General features: G+C 67.8%; 12 protein-coding genes. 4 read left to right on the top strand and 8 right to left on the bottom strand.

The genetic code is table 11. The features are described from left to right. Positions 1 to 5: 5 nt before the first annotated feature. A complete protein-coding gene (locus KVP70_RS11435) occupies positions 6 to 1,238 on the top strand; it encodes a helix-turn-helix domain-containing protein (protein WP_217942308.1) in 1,233 nt (410 codons plus the stop codon). 50 nt (positions 1,239 to 1,288) lie between these two features. After that, the gene (locus KVP70_RS11430) at positions 1,289 to 1,954 is read left to right on the top strand and encodes a Vgb family protein (protein ID WP_217942307.1); all 666 of its coding nucleotides are present in this window, start codon (positions 1,289 to 1,291) and stop codon (positions 1,952 to 1,954) included. A 6-nt stretch (positions 1,955 to 1,960) separates the two neighbouring features. Here KVP70_RS11430 and KVP70_RS11425 read toward each other — a convergent pair whose 3' ends face one another. Then, positions 1,961 to 2,326: a nucleotide pyrophosphohydrolase gene (locus KVP70_RS11425; protein ID WP_217942306.1), complete on the bottom strand. Its 366-nt coding sequence runs from the start codon at positions 2,324 to 2,326 to the stop codon at positions 1,961 to 1,963. 174 nt (positions 2,327 to 2,500) lie between these two features. Between KVP70_RS11425 and KVP70_RS11420 the strand changes: the two genes are divergently transcribed. Next, positions 2,501 to 3,382 (top strand): head GIN domain-containing protein, encoded by an 882-nt coding sequence (locus KVP70_RS11420; RefSeq protein ID WP_217942305.1) that lies wholly within the window; start codon positions 2,501 to 2,503, stop codon positions 3,380 to 3,382. Here KVP70_RS11420 and KVP70_RS11415 read toward each other — a convergent pair. From KVP70_RS11415 to KVP70_RS11400, 4 genes are all read right to left on the bottom strand, one after another. Beyond that, the gene (locus KVP70_RS11415) at positions 3,366 to 4,364 is read right to left on the bottom strand and encodes an alpha/beta fold hydrolase (RefSeq protein WP_217942304.1); all 999 of its coding nucleotides are present in this window, start codon (positions 4,362 to 4,364) and stop codon (positions 3,366 to 3,368) included. The genes KVP70_RS11420 and KVP70_RS11415 overlap by 17 nt on opposite strands. A gap of 18 nt (positions 4,365 to 4,382) precedes the next feature. Beyond that, positions 4,383 to 5,882: a methyl-accepting chemotaxis protein gene (locus KVP70_RS11410; protein WP_217942302.1), complete on the bottom strand. Its 1,500-nt coding sequence runs from the start codon at positions 5,880 to 5,882 to the stop codon at positions 4,383 to 4,385. Between the two features lie 26 nt (positions 5,883 to 5,908). Beyond that, a complete protein-coding gene (locus tag KVP70_RS11405; RefSeq protein WP_217942300.1) occupies positions 5,909 to 8,200 on the bottom strand; it encodes a putative bifunctional diguanylate cyclase/phosphodiesterase in 2,292 nt (763 codons plus the stop codon). 78 nt (positions 8,201 to 8,278) lie between these two features. Next, positions 8,279 to 8,911, bottom strand: coding sequence for a GIN domain-containing protein (locus tag KVP70_RS11400; protein WP_217942298.1), 633 nt, complete (start codon positions 8,909 to 8,911; stop codon positions 8,279 to 8,281). A gap of 239 nt (positions 8,912 to 9,150) precedes the next feature. On the opposite strand from KVP70_RS11400, the gene KVP70_RS11395 reads away from it, so the two are divergent. Continuing rightward, positions 9,151 to 10,458, top strand: coding sequence for an MFS transporter (locus KVP70_RS11395; protein ID WP_217942297.1), 1,308 nt, complete (start codon positions 9,151 to 9,153; stop codon positions 10,456 to 10,458). 131 nt (positions 10,459 to 10,589) lie between these two features. Here KVP70_RS11395 and KVP70_RS11390 read toward each other — a convergent pair whose 3' ends face one another. The 3 genes from KVP70_RS11390 to KVP70_RS11380 all read right to left on the bottom strand — a co-directional run bounded on the left by KVP70_RS11390 (position 10,590) and on the right by KVP70_RS11380 (position 17,509). Next, positions 10,590 to 10,871 (bottom strand): PsiF family protein, encoded by a 282-nt coding sequence (locus tag KVP70_RS11390; protein ID WP_217942296.1) that lies wholly within the window; start codon positions 10,869 to 10,871, stop codon positions 10,590 to 10,592. 75 nt (positions 10,872 to 10,946) lie between these two features. Further along, positions 10,947 to 14,294, bottom strand: coding sequence for a DUF4214 domain-containing protein (locus KVP70_RS11385; protein ID WP_217942295.1), 3,348 nt, complete (start codon positions 14,292 to 14,294; stop codon positions 10,947 to 10,949). Between the two features lie 92 nt (positions 14,295 to 14,386). Then, positions 14,387 to 17,509, bottom strand: coding sequence for an alpha-1,6-glucosidase domain-containing protein (locus KVP70_RS11380; RefSeq protein ID WP_217942294.1), 3,123 nt, complete (start codon positions 17,507 to 17,509; stop codon positions 14,387 to 14,389). Positions 17,510 to 17,537: the final 28 nt, after the last annotated feature.

Genomic DNA, 17,537 nt, shown 5'->3' with positions numbered 1-17,537 from the left:
TCGCCATGGATTCCCTGATCGCCGCCTCCGCGCGCGCCCTCGCAGCCGGTGACGCGCTCGGCGCCCTCAAACGCGTCGCCCTGCGCGACGATCCGCCGGCCCTGGCCCTGCGCGGCATCGCCATGGCCCAGCTGGGCGAGCACACGCGCGCCCGCGAACTGCTGCGCCGCGCCGCGCGCGGCTTCGGCTCCCATGAAGAATTGTCGCGCGCCCGCTGCGTGGTCGCCGAGGCCGAGGTGGCGCTGGCGGTGCGCGATTTCGCCGGTTCGCCGCGCGCGCTGACGGCGGCGCTGGCCACGCTGGAGACCCACGCCGACCGCGCCAACGCGCTGCATGCGCGCCTGATCGCGGTGCGCCGCCTGCTGTTGCTGGGCCGTCTGGAGCAAGCCGGTGCGGCGCTGGCGCTGCTCGACGCGCGCGGCCTGCCGCCGGCGCTGGAGGCGGTGGCCGAACTGGCGGCTGCCGAACTGGCGCTGCGCTCGCTGCGCATCGCGCCGGGCCGCGCGGCGCTGGAGCGGGCCCAGGCGGCCGCCGCGCGCGCCGGCATCCCGGCCTTGCTGGCCGAGGTGGACGAGGCGCGCCAGGCGTTCGGACGCCCCGCCGCCCGCCGCCTGGCCGCCGGCGCCGAACAGATGCTGCGCCTGGACGAAGTGGCCGCGCTGTTGGCATCCAACACGCTGGTGGTCGACGCCTGCCGCCGCAGAGTTGGCGCCGGCGCCGAGTGGCGCGCGCTGGCGCGGCGGCCGGTGCTGTTCGCGCTGGCGCGCGCGCTGGCCGAGGCCTGGCCCGGCGACATCGATCGTGCAACCCTGATCGCCGCCGCCTTCAACACCCGCGATCCCGACAACACCCACCGCGCCCGCCTGCGCGTCGAGATCGGCCGCCTGCGGGCGCTGCTCAAGGCCCAGGCGGGCATCGAGGCCACCGCCGACGGCTTCATCCTCAAGCCGCTGGGCGCGGCCGAGGTGGCGGTGCTGGCGCCGCCGATCGACGGCGAGCAGGGCGCGCTGCTGGCGCTGCTGGCCGACGGCGAAGCCTGGTCGACCTCGGCGCTGGCGCTGGCGCTGGACGCCAGCCAGCGCACCGTGCAGCGCGCGCTGGCCGAGCTGGAAGCGGCCGGCCGCGCGCGGCCGATCGGCCAGGCCCGCACGCGGCGCTGGCTGGCGCCGCCGCTGGCCGGCGTCATGGCACAATACACGACAATCTTGTTACTCCCTGCCGCGCTGCCGTTGGCATAAAGTTCTCTTGCGGCGCCGATCCGCGGCGCACCAACCACCAGGAGGCAGCAATGAACGCGAACACCAACACCGCCCGGCTTCAAGCCAAGTCGCGCCCGGCCGAGATCGTGCGCGAATATGGTCCCTTCGACGGCGTCGAACGCATCCACGGCGTCACCCACGACGGCCGGCGCGTCTGGGCCGCCACCGGCGCCAGGCTGATCGCCATCGACCCGGCCAGCGGCGCCACCACCGGCGCGCTCGATGTCGCCGCCGACGCCGGCACCGCCTTCGACGGCACCTATCTGTACCAGATCGCCGAGCGGCGCATCGACAAGATCGACCCGGCCAGCGGCAAGGTGCTGGCCTCGATCCCGGCGCCGGGCGACGGCTACGATTCCGGCCTGACCTGGGCCGAGGGCAGCCTGTGGGTCGGCCAGTACCGCGACCGCAAGATCCACCAGATCGACCCGGCCACCGGCAAGGTGCTGCGCAGCATCGCCTCCAACCGCTTCGTCACCGGCGTGACGTGGGTGGACGGCGAGCTGTGGCACGGTACCTGGGAGGGCGACGACAGCGACATCCGCCGCGTCGACCCGGCCAGCGGCGAGGTGCTGGAGCGGCTGGAGATGCCTGCCGGCGTCGGCGTCAGCGGGCTGGAATCGGACGGCGCCGGGCTGTTCTACGCCGGTGGCGGCGCCAGCGGCAAGGTGCGCGCGGTGCGCCGGCCGACCTGAGGACGGTCAGTACTGGTCGTATTTGCGGGCGTCGCCGCGCACCTGGTCGGCCGGGTACTTGGCGGCGTTGAGCGCCATCTTTTCCAGCGCGGCGGCGTGCAGGTCGACGCCGCTCTGGTCGGCCAGCTGCACCAGGTAGAGCAGCACGTCGGCCAGCTCGTGGCGGATGCCGGTGCGGCGCGCGTCATCGAGCTCGGCGTCGGCGCCGGTCTGCAGCCACTGGAAATGCTCGGCCAGTTCGGCCGCTTCCACCGTCAGCGCCATCGCCAGGTTCTTCGGCGTGTGGAACTGCTGCCAATCGCGCTCGGCGGAGAATTGGCGGGTCAGGTCGCGCAGGGCGATCAGGCTGTCGGGGGCGGTGGCAGAGGTCATGGTCGGTGGCGGCGGGGCGGGTGGATGGCGTCATGATAGCACCCGCCGGCGGCGGATTTGAATCCCGGCTTTGCGCCGTCTGTTCCCCGTTTTCCGCCGTTCGTCGCACGGCGCGGACGGCGCGCCGACGATGGACTACAGTGGCGACACTATAACTTCAGGGACGACCCCATCATGCGTACTGCCATCTCCATCGCCGTCATCACCGCTTTCGCCACCCTCGCCGGCTGCGCCGTCATCGTTGTCCCGGACGACGGCAGCGGCAACGGCGGCGTGCGTTACAGCTCCGCTTTTGGCAGCTCGGCGGTGCAGGGCAACGGCCAGCAGGCCACCGAACGGCGCGACGCCGCCAGTAGCGACGGCATCGACATCAACGGCCCGATGCAGGTCGAAGTGCGGGTCGGCGACGCCACCTCGCTGCAGGTGGAGGGCGACAGCAACCTGCTGCCGATGCTGCGCACCGACGCCAGTGGCGGCATGCTGCGCGTCTGGATCGACGGTAACATCCAGAGCGCCAGTCCGCTGCGCGTGATCTACACCACGCCGCAGCTGCGCCAGATCGACGCCAACGGTTCCGGGCGCCTGACGGTGACCGGCTTGAACGGCGGCCCGCTGAGCCTGAGCCAGAAGGGTTCGCGCCAGATCCAGCTGTCGGGCAGCGTCAGCCGCCTCGACGTGCGCGTCAACGGTTCGGGCAGCGTCAGCGCGGCCGGCCTGCAGAGCGGCTCCACCGTGGCCAGCCTGACCGGCTCCGGCCGCCTGGACCTGGGCCGCCTGAACGGCGACACGCTGAACCTGGACATCAAGGGTTCGGGCGGCGTCAACGCCAGCGGCGCCGTGCGCAGCATGAACGTGCGCCTGTACGGCTCGGGCAGCGCCGACCTGGCCGGACTGACCAGCCAGAGCGCGGAACTGGTGTCCTACGGTTCCGGCAGCATCTCGGCCGGCGTCAGCCAGTCGCTGGTGGCCGACGCCACCGGTTCCGGCCACGTCACCGTGTATGGCAACCCGGCGCAGCGCAGCATCAGCGGCAAGCACGTCAGCGTGATGCAGTAAGCACGTCAGCGGCGGTCGCCGGTGCGCGGCCGTCGTCGTCATCTTGCGCCGCCTGCGCCAGCTGGCGGCGGAACCCGAGGTAGTCCGCCGCGTTGCGGCGCGGCGCCTCCAGCATCGGCAGGTGGCCGACGCCCGGCATCAGGATCACGCGGTGCTGGCCGAACAGCCTGGCCAAGGTGGCCGCGCCGGACGGATGCAGGATGCGGTCCTGCTCGCCCCAGACGATCAGCGCCGGCGTGCGCAGCCCCTGGTATTGTTGCTCCAGCAGCGGCGAGGCCACCACCTGGCGCATGATCTCGGTGTGCAGCGCGAAGTCGGCCGCCGCGCGCCGCGCCAGCGCGGTGCGCACCGAATACGGCAGGAAGAACTTGCGGTGCGCGGAATACGCCAGCAGCCGCGCGAAGTCGCGCTGCGTCGGCACCAGCAGCGGCATGGCGCCGCTGGCGCGGTACGCATTGAGCACGGCCGAACTCTGCGCCGCCGCCGTGCCCGCCGCATCGAGCAGCCACACGCTGGCCACCCGCTCGGGATGGCAGGCGGCGAACTGCGCGGCGATGTAGCCGCCCATCGAATTGCCCCCCAGATGAATCCGCCCCGGCGCATGGTGGTCGAGGAAGACGCGCAGCCGCTCGACCTGGTCGGCGATGGCGTAGCCGGCCAGCGGCGCGCGCCCGGCCTCGCCAAAGCCGGGCAGGTCGGGGATGAGGACGCGGTAGCGCGGCGTCAGGAAGCGGGCGATGCGGGTGAAGTTGTCCTTGTCGCCGGCGAAGCCGTGTATCAGCACCAGCACCTCGCCGCCGCCGCCCTCCAGGTAAGGCATGCTGAAGCCGGGCAGGGCGCCGTCGCGCCGCCGCAGGCCCGCGCGCCTGCGCTCGAGCGCCATGCCGAGGCGGGCCGCCGTCAGCGGCGCCGCCCGTTCAAACAGCAACAGCGCGGCGGCCAGCGCCGCCAATATGATGGTAACGGTATAAATGATATGCATCGTTGCGTGGTTCTCCCTTTAGCGCACCTTGAAGAAGGACATGGAACTCTGGAGCTGCTCGGCCTGGCCGCTCATCTCCTCGGCGGTGGCGGCCAGCTGTTCGGAGCTGGAGGCGTTCATCTGGGTGGTCTGGCTCAACTGGCTCATGGCCGCGTTGATCTGGCCGGCACCCGTGGTCTGCTCCTCCGACGCCGCCGTGATCTCCTGCACCAGGTCGGAGGTGCGCTTGATGTTGGGCAGCATGGTGTCGAGCAGGGCGCCGGCCTTCTCGGCCAGGCTGACGCTGCCGCTGGCGACCTGTTCGATTTCCTGCGCCGCCACCTGGCTGCGCTCGGCCAGCTTGCGCACCTCGGCCGCCACCACGGCGAAGCCCTTGCCATGTTCGCCGGCGCGCGCCGCCTCGATCGCCGCGTTCAGCGCCAGCAGGTTGGTCTGGTAGGCGATGTCGTCGATGATGCCGATTTTCTTGGCGATCTCGCGCATCGCCACCACCGTCGAGCGCACCGCCTCGCCGCCTTCGCCCGCCTCCTGTGCGGCCTTGCCGGCCATGCCGTCGGTGACCTTGGCGTTCTCGGTGTTCTGCGCGATCGAGGCCGACATCTGCTCGATGGCGGCGCTCGATTCCTCGGCCGCCGCGGCCTGCTCGCTGGCGCCCTGCGACAGCGATTGCGCGGTGGCGCTGACTTCCTCCGAGGCGCTGGCCAGCGCCTCGGCGCCGTCGTTGACCTCGGTCACCACCCGCGACAGGTTGCCCACCATGGTGTTCATCGCCGCCAGCAGGCTGGTGGTGTCGCCCGGCTTGATGCGCACCGTCAAGGTCAGGTCGCCGGCGGCCACGCGGTTGACCACTTCGGCGGCGTAGTCCGGTTCGCCGCCCAGCTGGCGCAGCAGCACGCGCGTGATGAAGGCGCTGATCAGCGCCACCACCACCAGCGTGCAGGCCGAGATGATGATGGAGGTGCGCATCGCCTTCTGCTTGAGCACCGTGGCCGCCTCCGCGCCTTGCTGGCCCAGTTCGACGTTGTAGTCGAAGTGGTTCTCGATCGCCGCCTGCATCACCTGGATCTCGGGGCGGGCCTTCTCCAGCAGCGCGCGCGCCTTGTCGTCGTGGTTCTGGCGCGACTCGATCAGCACCGCGTCGATTAGCGGCTGCACCTTGGCCCACGAGTCGCGCTCGCGCGCCAGGATGGCCTTGTCCTTGTCGTCGCTCAGCAGCTTCTCGTATTTTTTCAGGTTGTCGTCGACGCCCTTGCGCATGTCCGTGATCTGGGCGTCGATCTCGTCGAGTTTTTTGGGGTCGTCGTTGAGCACGTGCTGGCTGACGCGGATGCGCAGGCGCAGGAAGCTGTCGCGCAGCCGGTCCAGCGTGACCAGGCTGGGCACCGTGTTGACGGTCGAGTAGTTGGCGGCCTCGTAGACATCGCCCATCTGGTACTGGCTGACGCCGGCCAGCAGGGTGATGCCGGCCAGCGCCGATCCGGCCAGCACGATCATTTTCTGCACTACGCTTAGTTTCATCGCTTGTTCCCCCAGTTGTGCGTGGCTTATGCGGCGGCCACTGCCGTTGTTCCCTGTAATCGTTCGATCAGCGCCGCCAGCGGCATCGGCCGCGCGTACAGATAGCCCTGCATGCAGTTGCAGGCGTGGGCCACCAGGAAGTCGGCCTGGGCCTGCGTCTCCACGCCCTCGGCCACCACCCGCAGCCCCAGGTGGCCGGCCATGGCCAGGATGGACTGCACCAGGGCGCGGCTGTTGGCGTCGTCCGGCGTGTCCATGATGAAGCTGCGGTCTATCTTCAGTTCATACAGCGGCATTTTCTTCAGGTAGGCCAGGCTGGAATAGCCGGTGCCGAAATCGTCGATCGAAAAGCGCAGCCCCAGCGCCGCCAGCTGGTGCATGCGCTCGATGGTCTGGTCCAGCTTGTCGATCAACAGGCCCTCGGTCACCTCCAGCACCAGCATGGCGGCCGGGGCGCCGCTGTCGGCCAGGGCGCGCTGCACCAGCTCGACGAAATCGGCCTGGCGGAACTGGGTCGGGCTGACGTTGACCGACAGCGGCATGGCCAGTCCGGCGCGCTCGAGCTGCCGCACCGCCGCGCAGGCCTGGCGCAGCGCCCACGCGCCCAGGTCGACGATCAGCCCCGATTCCTCGGCCACCGGGATGAACACCGCCGGCGGCACCATCTGGCCGTCGGCCAGCGGCCAGCGCATCAGCAGCTCGCCGCCGACCGCGCGGCCGGCGCGGTCGACCTGGGCCTGCACGTGCATCTGCAACTGGCCGGCCGCCAGCGCGGCGGCCAGGTCGCGCTCCATGCTCAGGCGCCGCTCGAGTTCGGCCTGCATCGCCGTCTCGTAGAAGGCGATGCCGTTGCGGCCCTCGGCCTTGGCGCGGTACATCGCGGTGTCGGCTTCGCGCAGCAGGTCCTGCGCGCTCTGGCCGCCCTGCGGCAGCAAAGTCACGCCGATGCTGGCGGTGGAGTTGTAGGTCTGGCCTTCGATCTCGAAGTCCTGGCCGATGGCGGCGCGGATCTTTTCCGCCACGGTGGAGGCGGCGTGGGTGGCGCTGTGCAGTTCGTGCGCCAGGTGGCCCAGCAGCACCACGAATTCGTCGCCGCCGATGCGCGCCACCGTGTCGGCCTTGCGCATCAGCTGCGACAGGCGCCCGGCGGCATTGCGCAGCAGGGCGTCGCCGATGGCGTGGCCGCGCGCGTCGTTGATGGTCTTGAAGCGGTCGAGGTCGATGAACATCACGGCGCTGTAGGTGGCGCCGCGTTCGGAGCTGGCCAGCAGCTTGTCGATGCGGTCCATCAGCAGGCGGCGGTTGGGCAGGCCGGTGAGCACGTCGAAGAAGGCCAGGCGGTGGATATCGTCCTGCGATTTCTTGCGCTCGGTGATGTCGCGTTCGACCGCCACCCAGTGCGTGTTGACGCCGCCCTCGTCGGCGAACGGCACCAGCTCGGTCTCGACCCAGTACGGCTCGCCGGCCTTGGTGTAGTTGAGCAGCTCGGCGCGCACCGCCTCGCTGCGCGCCATGGCCCGCTCGATGTGTTGCAGCACCGCCGCCTCGGTGTCCGGCCCCTGCAGCAGGCGCAGGCTGCGGCCCAGCACCTCGCCGCGGCGGTAGCCGGTGCGGCGCTCGAAGGCCTGGTTGACGAAGATGATGTGCTGGCCCGCCTCGCCACCGGCGCCGTCCGCGTCGACCTGGGCGATCAGCACCATGTCGTTCAGGCGCGACACCGCGGCCGAGGTCAGGCGCAGCTCGGCGTTCAGCGCCGACAGTTCCAGCTGCTGGCCTTGCAGTTCGTCGAAGGAGCGCGCCAGGTGTTGCAGCAGCACCGCGCAGGACAAGGTCAGCACCGCCGTCATGAACATGAAGTTGAGCGTGATGATGGCGGCCTTGAGCAAGCCGTAGTCCGGCAGGCCCTCGATGCGCAGCTGGGAGTTTTGCTCGAAGCCGACCACCATCACCGCCAGCCCGGCCAGGCCCAGCGTCCACAGCGCCGGCCGCAGGCCCAGCAGCAACGCCGCCAGCACCGGGATGGCCATCAGGTAGATCTGGCTGACCGGCCCGACCTTGAGCAGCAGGCCGATGCCGACCAGGAAGGCGACCATCAGGAAGTTGACCACGCGCAGGGTGTAGGGCAGGCGGCGCCAACGCCAGATGCCGGCCAGCCACAGCAGCGCGACGATGTCGATCACGACGATGGACCACATGCCCTCGCTGGCCGCCAGCCCGATGCTGGGGATGGCCGTGGCCGTGCCCAGCAGGAAGACCACCAGCAGCAGCTTCGCAAAGATTTGCGCGCGCCAGTGCGCGATGTCGTTCGGCACAGCCACGTGTGAGCCTCCGAGGTGCGTTGCGGGTCTTGGTGCTTTGATATTACCCGCAATCGCCCCCTGTGTCAGCTAGGCAGGTCAGTCCCTGGCGTTGACGCTGCCGATGCCGGCCACCGACTTGTTGACGGTCTTCGGATGGCCGTAGTAGTCCAGTTCGCCCATGCCCTTGGCGACCGCGTTGAGCAGCTCGGTGGCGTGCACGCTGACGTGGCCCACGCCCTCGAAATTGACGTCGACCCGCTCGGCCACCAGCGATTTGGTATCGAGTTCGCCGACGCCCTTGGCGTTGACCCGCAGGTACTTGACCTTGCCGTTGGCCACCAGGTGGCCGGCGCCCAAGTAGCCGATGTCGAGGCGGTCGGTGTTGACCTTGTTGAGGATGGTTTCGCCCGCGCCTTCGACCTTGACCCGGCTCAGCGCCGGCACGCTGATGGTGATGCGCGGCTCGTTCTTGCTGGACTTGAAGCTCTTGTCGGGCATGGTGATCAGCAGTTCATTGCCGACCACCTCGGTCTTGAGCGCGCCGACGAACTGCTCGTCGCCGCTGACCACCACCGACTGGGTCTTGCCCACTTCCACCGTCATGGCGAAGGCGCCCTTGGCGTTGATGGCGACGAAGGATGGCAATGGACGGGTCGATTCGGCGGCCAAGGCGGCGGCGCTCAGGGCGAACAGGGCGGGGATCAGGACGGCGGCAGCGGTACGGCGCATGGTATTCCTCGATGGGTTGTTAATTTAAACAACATGAATTTTACTTAAGCTGGCGGCCGCCGCCGACAAGTTTGCGACAAACGGTCAAAATCCGGGCATGTGTTGCATTATGGCTACGTTTAATGGTGAAAAGGGCGGCGCCGTTGAAGGCGGAATGAAAGCAAAGCGGCGTATGATCGCCAAAAAACCGGCGGACCCGATCCGACCCGTATCCATAAAGTCAACACAGCGAGACACTCATGACTTCCTTTACTTCCTCCCATCGCCAGCAGTCGCATTTCAGCACGGTGTTCCGCGTCGTCAGCGGCAACTTCATGGAGATGTTCGACTTCTTCCTGTTCGGCTTTTACGCCAACGCCATCGCCAAGGCCTTCTTCCCCAGCGACGACGAAGTGGCCTCGCTGATGATGACCTTCATGACCTTCGGCGCCGGTTTCCTGATGCGCCCGCTCGGCGCCATCATCCTGGGCGCCTATGTCGACCGGGTCGGCCGCCGCCAGGGCCTGATCGTCACGCTGGCGCTGATGGCGCTGGGCACCCTGCTGATCGCCTGCGTGCCGGGCTATGCAGCGATCGGCTACCTGGCGCCGGTGCTGGTGCTGACCGGCCGCCTGCTGCAAGGCTTCTCGGCCGGCGTCGAGCTGGGCGGGGTGTCGGTCTACCTGTCGGAGATGGCCACGCCGGGCCGCAAGGGCTTTTATGTGAGCTGGCAGTCGGCCAGCCAGCAGGTGGCGGTGGTGGCCGCCGCCGCGCTGGGCTACGGCCTGAACCAGTGGCTGACGCCGGCCGAGGTGGGCGCCTGGGGCTGGCGCATTCCCTTCTTTGTCGGCTGCCTGATCGTGCCGGTGCTGTTCGTGATCCGCCGCTCGCTGCAGGAGACCGAGGAGTTCAAGGCGCGCAAGCACCGCCCGGAACTGAAGGAAATCTTCCGCTCCATGCTCAACAACTGGGCGTTGGTGATCGCCGGCATGATGCTGGTGGCGATGACCACCGTGTCGTTCTACCTGATCACGGTCTACACGCCGACCTTCGGCAAGACCGTGCTGCACCTGTCGACCACCGACGCGCTGATGGTGACCCTGTTCGTCGGCATATCCAACTTCTGCTGGCTGCCGGTGATGGGTTCGCTGTCGGACCGCGTCGGCCGCCGTCCGCTGCTGATCTGCTTTACCGTGCTGGCGATCTGCACCGCCTACCCGGCGCTGCACTGGCTGGTGCAGGCGCCCAGCTTCGGCCGCATGCTGGGCGTGGAGCTGTGGCTGTCCTTCCTGTACGCCAGCTACAACGGCGCGATGGTGGTGGCGCTGACCGAGGTGATGCCGGTGGAGGTGCGCACGGTGGGGTTCTCGCTGGCCTACAGCCTGGCGACGGCGGTGTTCGGCGGCTTCACGCCGGCCATCGCGACCGGGCTGATCGAGTACACCGGCGACAAGAGCGCGCCGGGCTGGTGGCTGACGTTCGCCGCCGTCTGCGGTCTGTGCGCCACGCTGGTGCTGTATCGCCGCCAGGCGCGGCAGCAGCGGCACGCGGCCGGCGCGACGGCGTAGATACGGACGCGACCAGCGCCGCCGTCATTCCCGCGAAGGCGGGAATCCATACTGAAGGTGCTCCGCTGGCGGTCTATCGATTCCCGCCTGCGCGGGAATGGCGAGGCGGCCTGGGGCGGCCGCCTTCAGCATTACTTGTTGCTCAGGCATTCCTTCATGAAGCCTTTGCGCTCGTCGCCTTTTTTGCCGGTGGCGTCGGCATTACATTTCTTCATTTTTTCCTGCTGCGTCACCTTCGGCGCCGGGGCGTCCGCGCTCAGGCATTGCTTCATGAAGGCTTTGCGCTCATCGCCTTTCTTGCCGCTCGCATCGGCGTTGCAGGTTTTCATCTTGCTTTGCTGGGCGGTCGGCTCGGCGGCGCAGACGGCGCCGCACAGGGACAGGATCAGGCTGGCAACGAACAGTTTTTTCATTTTCATTTCCTCGAAGGTTGAACGGAAGGATGGACAGGGTTTGCTTGCCGCATCCAGACTATACGACAATTGCCACTAGCCGGCCGCCGGGATGTATTCGAAACCGTTGCCGATCTTGCCGATCAGCGCGATCTGGTTTTCCTGGCTCTCGCTGAAAAAACCCAGCGCGTCGCCGCGGCTGACGCCGTCGTTGTGCATCACCTGCAGCCAGTACGCCTTGCCGCCTTCGTCCGGCGCCCGGTGCAGCACATTGCTGTAGAGCTGGGTGATGAAGGCATCGTCGCTGAGCTTGTCGCCGTACAGTTGCTGGAACTCGGCGCTGCCGGCAAAGAAGCCGGCCGCCGAGCGCACGCTGAGGCCCTGGTCCATGACATCGATCCAGTAGCCCAGGCCGCCCAAGTCCGGCGCGCGGTTGAAGGCGGCCTGGTACAGGCGGTAGGCCTGGCCGCCGACACCGTCGATGTCGAGCGCGATGCTCTTGTCCTGGAAATGCAGCCGTTCGACGCCGTCGAGGATGTCCTTGCCACCGTCGAGCCAGTGGTTGATCTCGGCGTGGCCGTCGTGCTGGACGATGTGGTACATCGAGCTGCGGTCGCCATACGCCACCGCGTCGACGCCGGCGCCGCCGTGGATCGCGGCGCCGTTGGACTGGCCGACCAGGAGGTCGTTGCCGCCGGTGCCGGCGCTTGCCGCCGCGACGGTGGTGAAGGTGGTGTGCAGGCCCGCGTAACCATTGCCGGCCAGGTCGACGATGGCGCCGGCCGCGATGTCCAGCGTGTAGGTGGCGCCGGGGGTGAGGTGCCACTGCGTGGTCAGGTCCAGGTGGGTGCCGGCGGGCGACGCGTTCGCGGAGGGGTTGAAGACGACCTCCTTGCCGGCGCTGTCCCGGAGCACGATGCCGCTGGCGTCGGATATCTTGATCTGCTCGGTAAAGTCCAGCGCCAGGAAGTGGAAGATGCCTGCGGCCGCACCGGTGTCGGGCTGCGCCGCCAGTTGCGGCGCGGCGTCCATCTTGCTGGCCGCCAGCGTGTAGCCGCCCGTGGCGTTGAGGTCGGTGACGTTGGCGTGCACGGACAGGTAATAGTTGCCGCTGCGGAGGGCCTTGTAGCCGAACGACCCGCCATACTGGGCGCTGGAATGGGCGACTTCCGTATCTTGGGCGTCGTACAGTTCCACGCCGTAGCCGTATTTCGCATTCAAGCCCTGGCTGGCGCTGCTCTGCAAGTTGAACTGGTAGGACTCGCCCTGATGCAGCGTCACCGTGATCAAATCACGGTCACCAGCATAGTTGAGCACGCCGCTCACCTGGGCACCGACCACCAGGTTGGTATTTTCGCCGTTGCGGTACGACGCGTTGTCGTCGCTGCCCAGCGACGTGGCGGTCAGCTTGTAACTGTTGGCGCCATCTTCCGGGCGCTCGCTGACGGTCAGGTAAATGTCGCCGGTGGTGTTGGCGAGATAGAGCTGGTAGGTGTTGTCGCTGTCGCTGAGGTGGGGGGTGTTGACACCGAGCTCATAGTGTTGTGCATCCGTGCCCTGCAAATCGGGCATCTTGCCGCCGGGGGCATGCTCCAGCAGGAATCCGTAGTATTGGCCCGCGACCACCGCGACCTTGAAGACGTCCTTGTCGATGGGGACTTCCAGCTTGCCGCTGAAGGCGATGCCCGACTCGAGCCGGGTCGCGCCGGCCGGCTGGTCGCTGACATCGTCGGGCGCGCTCAGCGCGGCGCTGACGACATAGCCGCCGGTTTGCTGGCCAGCCGCCACTTCGATGTAGTAGGTGCCGCTGGCGGCGGCGCGGTAGGACAGTGGCGAACCGCCGGCGCTGCGATTGACCTCCAGCCCCGCCTGCACCTGGCCTTGCGCGTCGACCACGTTCAATGTGGTGGCGTCGGCGCTGTCAAACAATGCCGACCCCGCGGCCGGTTTCAGCGACATCGCGTAGGTCGCGCCGGCCGCCATGGTGATCGCGAACCAGTCGCGGTCGCCGCCGTGTTCCAGCACGCCGCCGACGCTGCCGCCGACGGCGAGCTCGCCGGCGGCGGCGGTGGTGGCGCCGACATCGTCGGTTGGGGCGGTGGCGCTCAACGTGTAGGTGCTGCCTTGATCGCCGGAGACGCTGATGTAGTAGTCGCCCGTGGCGTTCGCCGTGAAGCTGGTGTTGGCCTTCGCATCGTGCTGGGTCTTGACGACCTGGTCGTACTTGTCGCTGACCTTCAGCGAGTTGGCGTAGCCGGCCTGCACGTTGTTCAAGGTCAGCAGGTAGGTGGTACCGGCTTGCAACGCGACCTTGAAGACGTCGACATCGTGCTCGAAGTTGATCTTGCCCGCGATGGCGGTGCCCAGCGTCATTGGCGTGGCGCTGCTCGTGGTGTCGCCAAAGTCGTCCGCGATCGGCTTGGATGCCTTGAGGGTGTACGAGTCATATCCGGCGTGACTTGCGCCGTAGTACGCGACCGAGACCTGATAGGTGCCGCTGGTGTCCGCTTTGAACGTCACGCTGCGGGCGTCGGCGTCGTTGGACAGTGGCGAAGTGGCCATCATCGTGCTTTGCGCGTCGAGGACGGAAAAGCTCAGGATGTCGCTGTCGCGCGCATCGCCCGACAATTCCAGCGTGTAGGCCTGCCCGGCGCTCACGCGGATGTTGAAACGGTCGGTGTCGGAAATGTAGTCCAGCTTGCCCGTAATCTGGCCGCCAGCCAACAGGATGCCGGCGCTGCTGTTGTCTTGGGAGTAGTCGTCGACCTGGTTGACCACCTGCAGCGCATAGTCGCCTGCGACGTTGCTGCCGACGGCGATAAAATAATCGCCGCTGATGACGGGTTCCAATGGGCGGTTATTATCAGTCAACTGCTTGCCGTTGACGTCGTAGATCCCGAAGATGCTTGGCGGGACGGAGCTGTTGGGGTAGGAGAAGGTGTAGTGCTGGCCTGCCTCCGCATGGAATTTGTACCAGTCCACATCGCCGGCGACGTCGAAGCGCCCGGTCATGGTGACGCCGGCGGCCAGTACGCCGGTGGTGTGGATGTCCGCCGATAAAGCGTCCGCTTGCTGGAGTGCTGCGGAGACTGCATAGCGGATGCCCGCGAAGTTGGCGCCGGACGGGTAGTACTCCGCCGACAAGAAATAATCGCCGCCGACGCCCGGCTTGTATTGGAAGGCAGGGCCGCCGTCGTCGCTGCCGTAGTGCCAGCCTGACAGGCTTAGGCCATTGGGATCTTTCAGCGCCAATATTGCATAGTTCAGCTTGGCGTTGCTGCCGGGCGCCGGCGTCATCGCGAACACATAGGTGGTTCCGGCATCCAGGTGGATCTTGAACCAATCCAGGTCCAACTCGTTTTCAAACATGCCGAGTGCGCTGCCGCCGACGGTAAGCGCACCTGTGGTGGATGGGGTGCTGCTGTAATCATCGGTATTGGACATGGGGTGAAGCGCGGCGCGTGGGAAAAGTCAAGGTTTCCATTTTAACATTTTTGTTGCTGCGGAAACTCACCAAAACCCACGCGCCGTCCGGCTTAGTTGTTGCCGGCCTCCTCCACGAACACCACGGCCGTGCGCGCGGCGACGCTGAACTTGCCGCTGGCGCTGACGTAGTTGCCCACGTGCGCGTTGCGCCCGCCGTCGGCGTTCAGCTGGATGCGGTGCACGCTCAGCTTGTGGCCCGCCAGCTCCGGCACGGTGACGGTCTGGCCCACCTTGTCGACGTTGAACAGCGCCACCACCAGCTTGTAGCGGGCGCCGTCGTAGCGGCTTGGATGCTGGCCGTCGATGCTCATGACGATCAGCCCCGGCACCTGCTGCGGCCCGGTGTTATGAAAGCGCAGCCGCTCCGACACGTCTTGCGCCGTGCGCAAGCGGAACAGGCTGCTGTCCTGGCGGATCGCCAGCAAGTCGTTGACGGCGTCGCGCGCGCTGACGATGGCGACGTTGCCGGCCTTGAGCAGCGGATTGGCCAGCAGCGGCGCCATCAGCGGCCAGTTGCCCTGGTTGACGCCGGCCATCGGCAGGCCGACGCCGAAGTTGTTCGACTGGTAGCTGTAGTCGAGCTTGTTGAACCAGTCGCCGGCGTCGTAGCTGTCGCGGTCCATCGACTTCGAGCGCAGCATTTCCTGGCCGGCGTGCAGCAAGGGCACGCCCTGCGCCAGCACGTTGATGGCCGCGCCCAGCGTCTGCACCTTGACGCGGTCGGCCATGCTGGTGCCGAGCGGCAGCTTGTAGGCGTTCAGGTCGTACAAAGTCTGGTTGTCGTGCGCCTCGACGTAGTTGATGGTCTCGGCCGGGTTGGCGGCGAAGCCCGCCTGCTGGCCGAAGTAGTCGATCTGCGAGTTCTTGCGCAAGGTGCCGGTGCGGTCGACGAAGCTGTAGTCGCGCAGCGTGCCCGACAGGCCCACCTTGACCAGGTCACCCAGGCGCAGCAAGTCGTCCCTGGTCTGCGTCGATTGCGCGTTCGGATCGGTGTAGGCGCCGTTGATGAAACCTTGCTGGCTGATCAGGCTGGAGCCGCTGTCGCAGCAGCCGCCGCCGCGCACGGTGTCGCGGATGCGGTCGTTGAACGAGCCGATGCCGCTGCCGAACATATTGGCCTGGCGCGCCTGCACGAAGCGGGCGTCGTTGCCGACGGTGCCGAAGTTCCAGGCTTCGCCGTACAGGTAGATGTCGCGCCCGGCCGCGTGGTTGACGGCCGTCTGCAGCCGCTGCATCACCGCCAGCGGCGTGAAGCCCATGATGTCGAAGCGGAAGCTGTCGACCCGGTAGTCGCGCGCCCAGGTGCTGACCGAGTCGATCATCAGCTTGGCCATCATGGCGTTCTCGGACGCGGTGTCGGCGCAGCAGCTGTCGTTGGTGATGCCGCCGCCGGCGTTGAGGCGGTAGTAGTAGGCCGGCACGATCTTGTCGAGCACCGACAGCGGACCCTGCTGCGAAGCGCTGGTGTGGTTGTACACCACGTCCATCGTCACCCGCAGGCCTTGCTTGTGCAGGCCCTGCACCATGGCGCGGAACTCGCGCACGCGCACCGCGCCGTCGTTGGCGTTGGTGGAGTAGCTGCCTTCCGGCGCCGTGTAGTGCACCGGATCGTAGCCCCAGTTGAAGCAGTCGCCGCCGCGCGTGGCTTCCACCGCCGCCTGCTGCGCGGTCGAATCGGCGGCCGCGTTGGGGATGGTCGGCGTGCTGCAGCCGGCTTCGTTGACGCTGGCGTAGTCGAACGACGGCAGCAGGTGGATGTGGGTCAGGCCGGATTTCTGCATCAGGCGCAGGTGGCGCATGCCGTCCGAGTCCTGGTCGGTGAAGGCCAGGTATTTGCCGCGGTGCGCGGCCGGCACGCTGGCGTCGCTGGCGCTGAAGTCGCGGATGTGCAGCTCGTACAGGGCGATGTCGGTCGGGCCGTCCAGGCGCGGCACCGGATGATGGTCCCAGCCGTCCGGCTTGAGCGCGGCGCTGTCCAGGTTGGCGACGAAGCTGCGCTGGCTGTTGGCGTTCAGGCTGAAGGAATACGGATCGGTGACGCTGTTGTCGACCAGCGTGTTGCCGGCCCAGCGCGACAGCACCTGCACCTGGTAGGTGTAGTAGTAGCGGTTGACCCAGCTGGCGTCCGGCGCGCTGTAGCTCCACACGCCGCTGGCGGCGTCGCGGCGCATGGCGCGCGTCTGCGTGCTGGCGCTGGTGGCGTCCGGGTACAGCTTGAGGCTGACCGACTTGGCGGTCGGCGCCCACACGCGGAAGGTCGGCGCGCCGTTGCGGTCGTAGCTCAGGCCCAGGGTGGCGCTGGCGGCGGCCGGGGCGAACACGCTGTCGAGCATGCCGCTCATCTGCAGCGAGGTCACTTGCACCAGCTTGCCGTTGGCATCCAGCTGGGCGACGGCGAACTGGCCGCTGGCCTTGGCCGCGATGCCGGCCGCGTCGGCGTCCGCCATGGTCAGCGCGGTGGCGCCGGCCAGGTGCGGATACTTTTGCTGCAAGGCCGCCGGCAAGGCGCCGGTGCTGAGCGCGATGCTGCCGTCGGCGCCGGTGACGCCGGCGCTGCTGGAGCCCAGGCCGCCATTGGCGGCGTAGTACAGCCGGTAGGTGCCGCCGGCGGCAGCGCCCGGCCACGCCAGGGTCGAGGCCGACAGCCAGTGCGCGCTGGCGTTGTTGAGGTTGCCGTAGCTGATGGCCGGCGGCGCGCTGTAGACGCTGCAGTCGCCTTCCAGCATCCACACTTCCTGGCCGTTGCTGGCGATGTCGGGGCTGAAGTTGGCCGACTGGTCGTTGCCGCAATTCTTGTTGCCGCTGCCGTCGGTCACCAGGAACCAGATCGCCGACTTGGCGGTGTTGACGGGGATGTCGACGTAGCCGCCGAAGTCGTCGCTCTGGGTCATCATGAAGCGGCCGCTGATCCAGCCGGGACTGGGGTTGACCGGGCCGTCCCACGAGTACACGCCCCACTGGCCGGCGTCGCCGGCGGCGCGGTGGAAGTGCATGCGGATGTTGGCCGGGGCCGGCGGCGGCGCCGCGCTCGCCAGCATCATGCCGCCCAGTAGTTTGGCGCTCGGGGCGGCGCTGCTGGCGCTGTCGCTGCCTCCGCAGGCGGCCAGCAGGGCGAGTACGCCCGTGGCCGTGATTAATTTCAGATGTGAAACTAAACTACAATGCAGTTTCATGCTGGTCTCCGTGTTTTATAGGTTTCTG

The organism is Duganella violaceipulchra (assembly GCF_019166075.1).
Taxonomy (GTDB): Bacteria; Pseudomonadota; Gammaproteobacteria; order Burkholderiales; family Burkholderiaceae_D; genus Rugamonas; species Rugamonas violaceipulchra.
This window is presented reverse-complemented; position numbering and strand designations above follow the sequence as displayed.

Coding starts and splice junctions, on each gene's coding strand:
- KVP70_RS11435 (WP_217942308.1), top strand. CDS start 6: ATGGATTCCCTGATCGCCGCCTCCGCGCGCGCCCTCGCAGCCGGTGAC.
- KVP70_RS11430 (WP_217942307.1), top strand. CDS start 1,289: ATGAACGCGAACACCAACACCGCCCGGCTTCAAGCCAAGTCGCGCCCG.
- KVP70_RS11425 (WP_217942306.1), bottom strand. CDS start 2,326: ATGACCTCTGCCACCGCCCCCGACAGCCTGATCGCCCTGCGCGACCTG.
- KVP70_RS11420 (WP_217942305.1), top strand. CDS start 2,501: ATGCGTACTGCCATCTCCATCGCCGTCATCACCGCTTTCGCCACCCTC.
- KVP70_RS11415 (WP_217942304.1), bottom strand. CDS start 4,364: ATGCATATCATTTATACCGTTACCATCATATTGGCGGCGCTGGCCGCC.
- KVP70_RS11410 (WP_217942302.1), bottom strand. CDS start 5,882: ATGAAACTAAGCGTAGTGCAGAAAATGATCGTGCTGGCCGGATCGGCG.
- KVP70_RS11400 (WP_217942298.1), bottom strand. CDS start 8,911: ATGCGCCGTACCGCTGCCGCCGTCCTGATCCCCGCCCTGTTCGCCCTG.
- KVP70_RS11395 (WP_217942297.1), top strand. CDS start 9,151: ATGACTTCCTTTACTTCCTCCCATCGCCAGCAGTCGCATTTCAGCACG.
- KVP70_RS11390 (WP_217942296.1), bottom strand. CDS start 10,871: ATGAAAAAACTGTTCGTTGCCAGCCTGATCCTGTCCCTGTGCGGCGCC.
- KVP70_RS11385 (WP_217942295.1), bottom strand. CDS start 14,294: ATGTCCAATACCGATGATTACAGCAGCACCCCATCCACCACAGGTGCG.
- KVP70_RS11380 (WP_217942294.1), bottom strand. CDS start 17,509: ATGAAACTGCATTGTAGTTTAGTTTCACATCTGAAATTAATCACGGCC.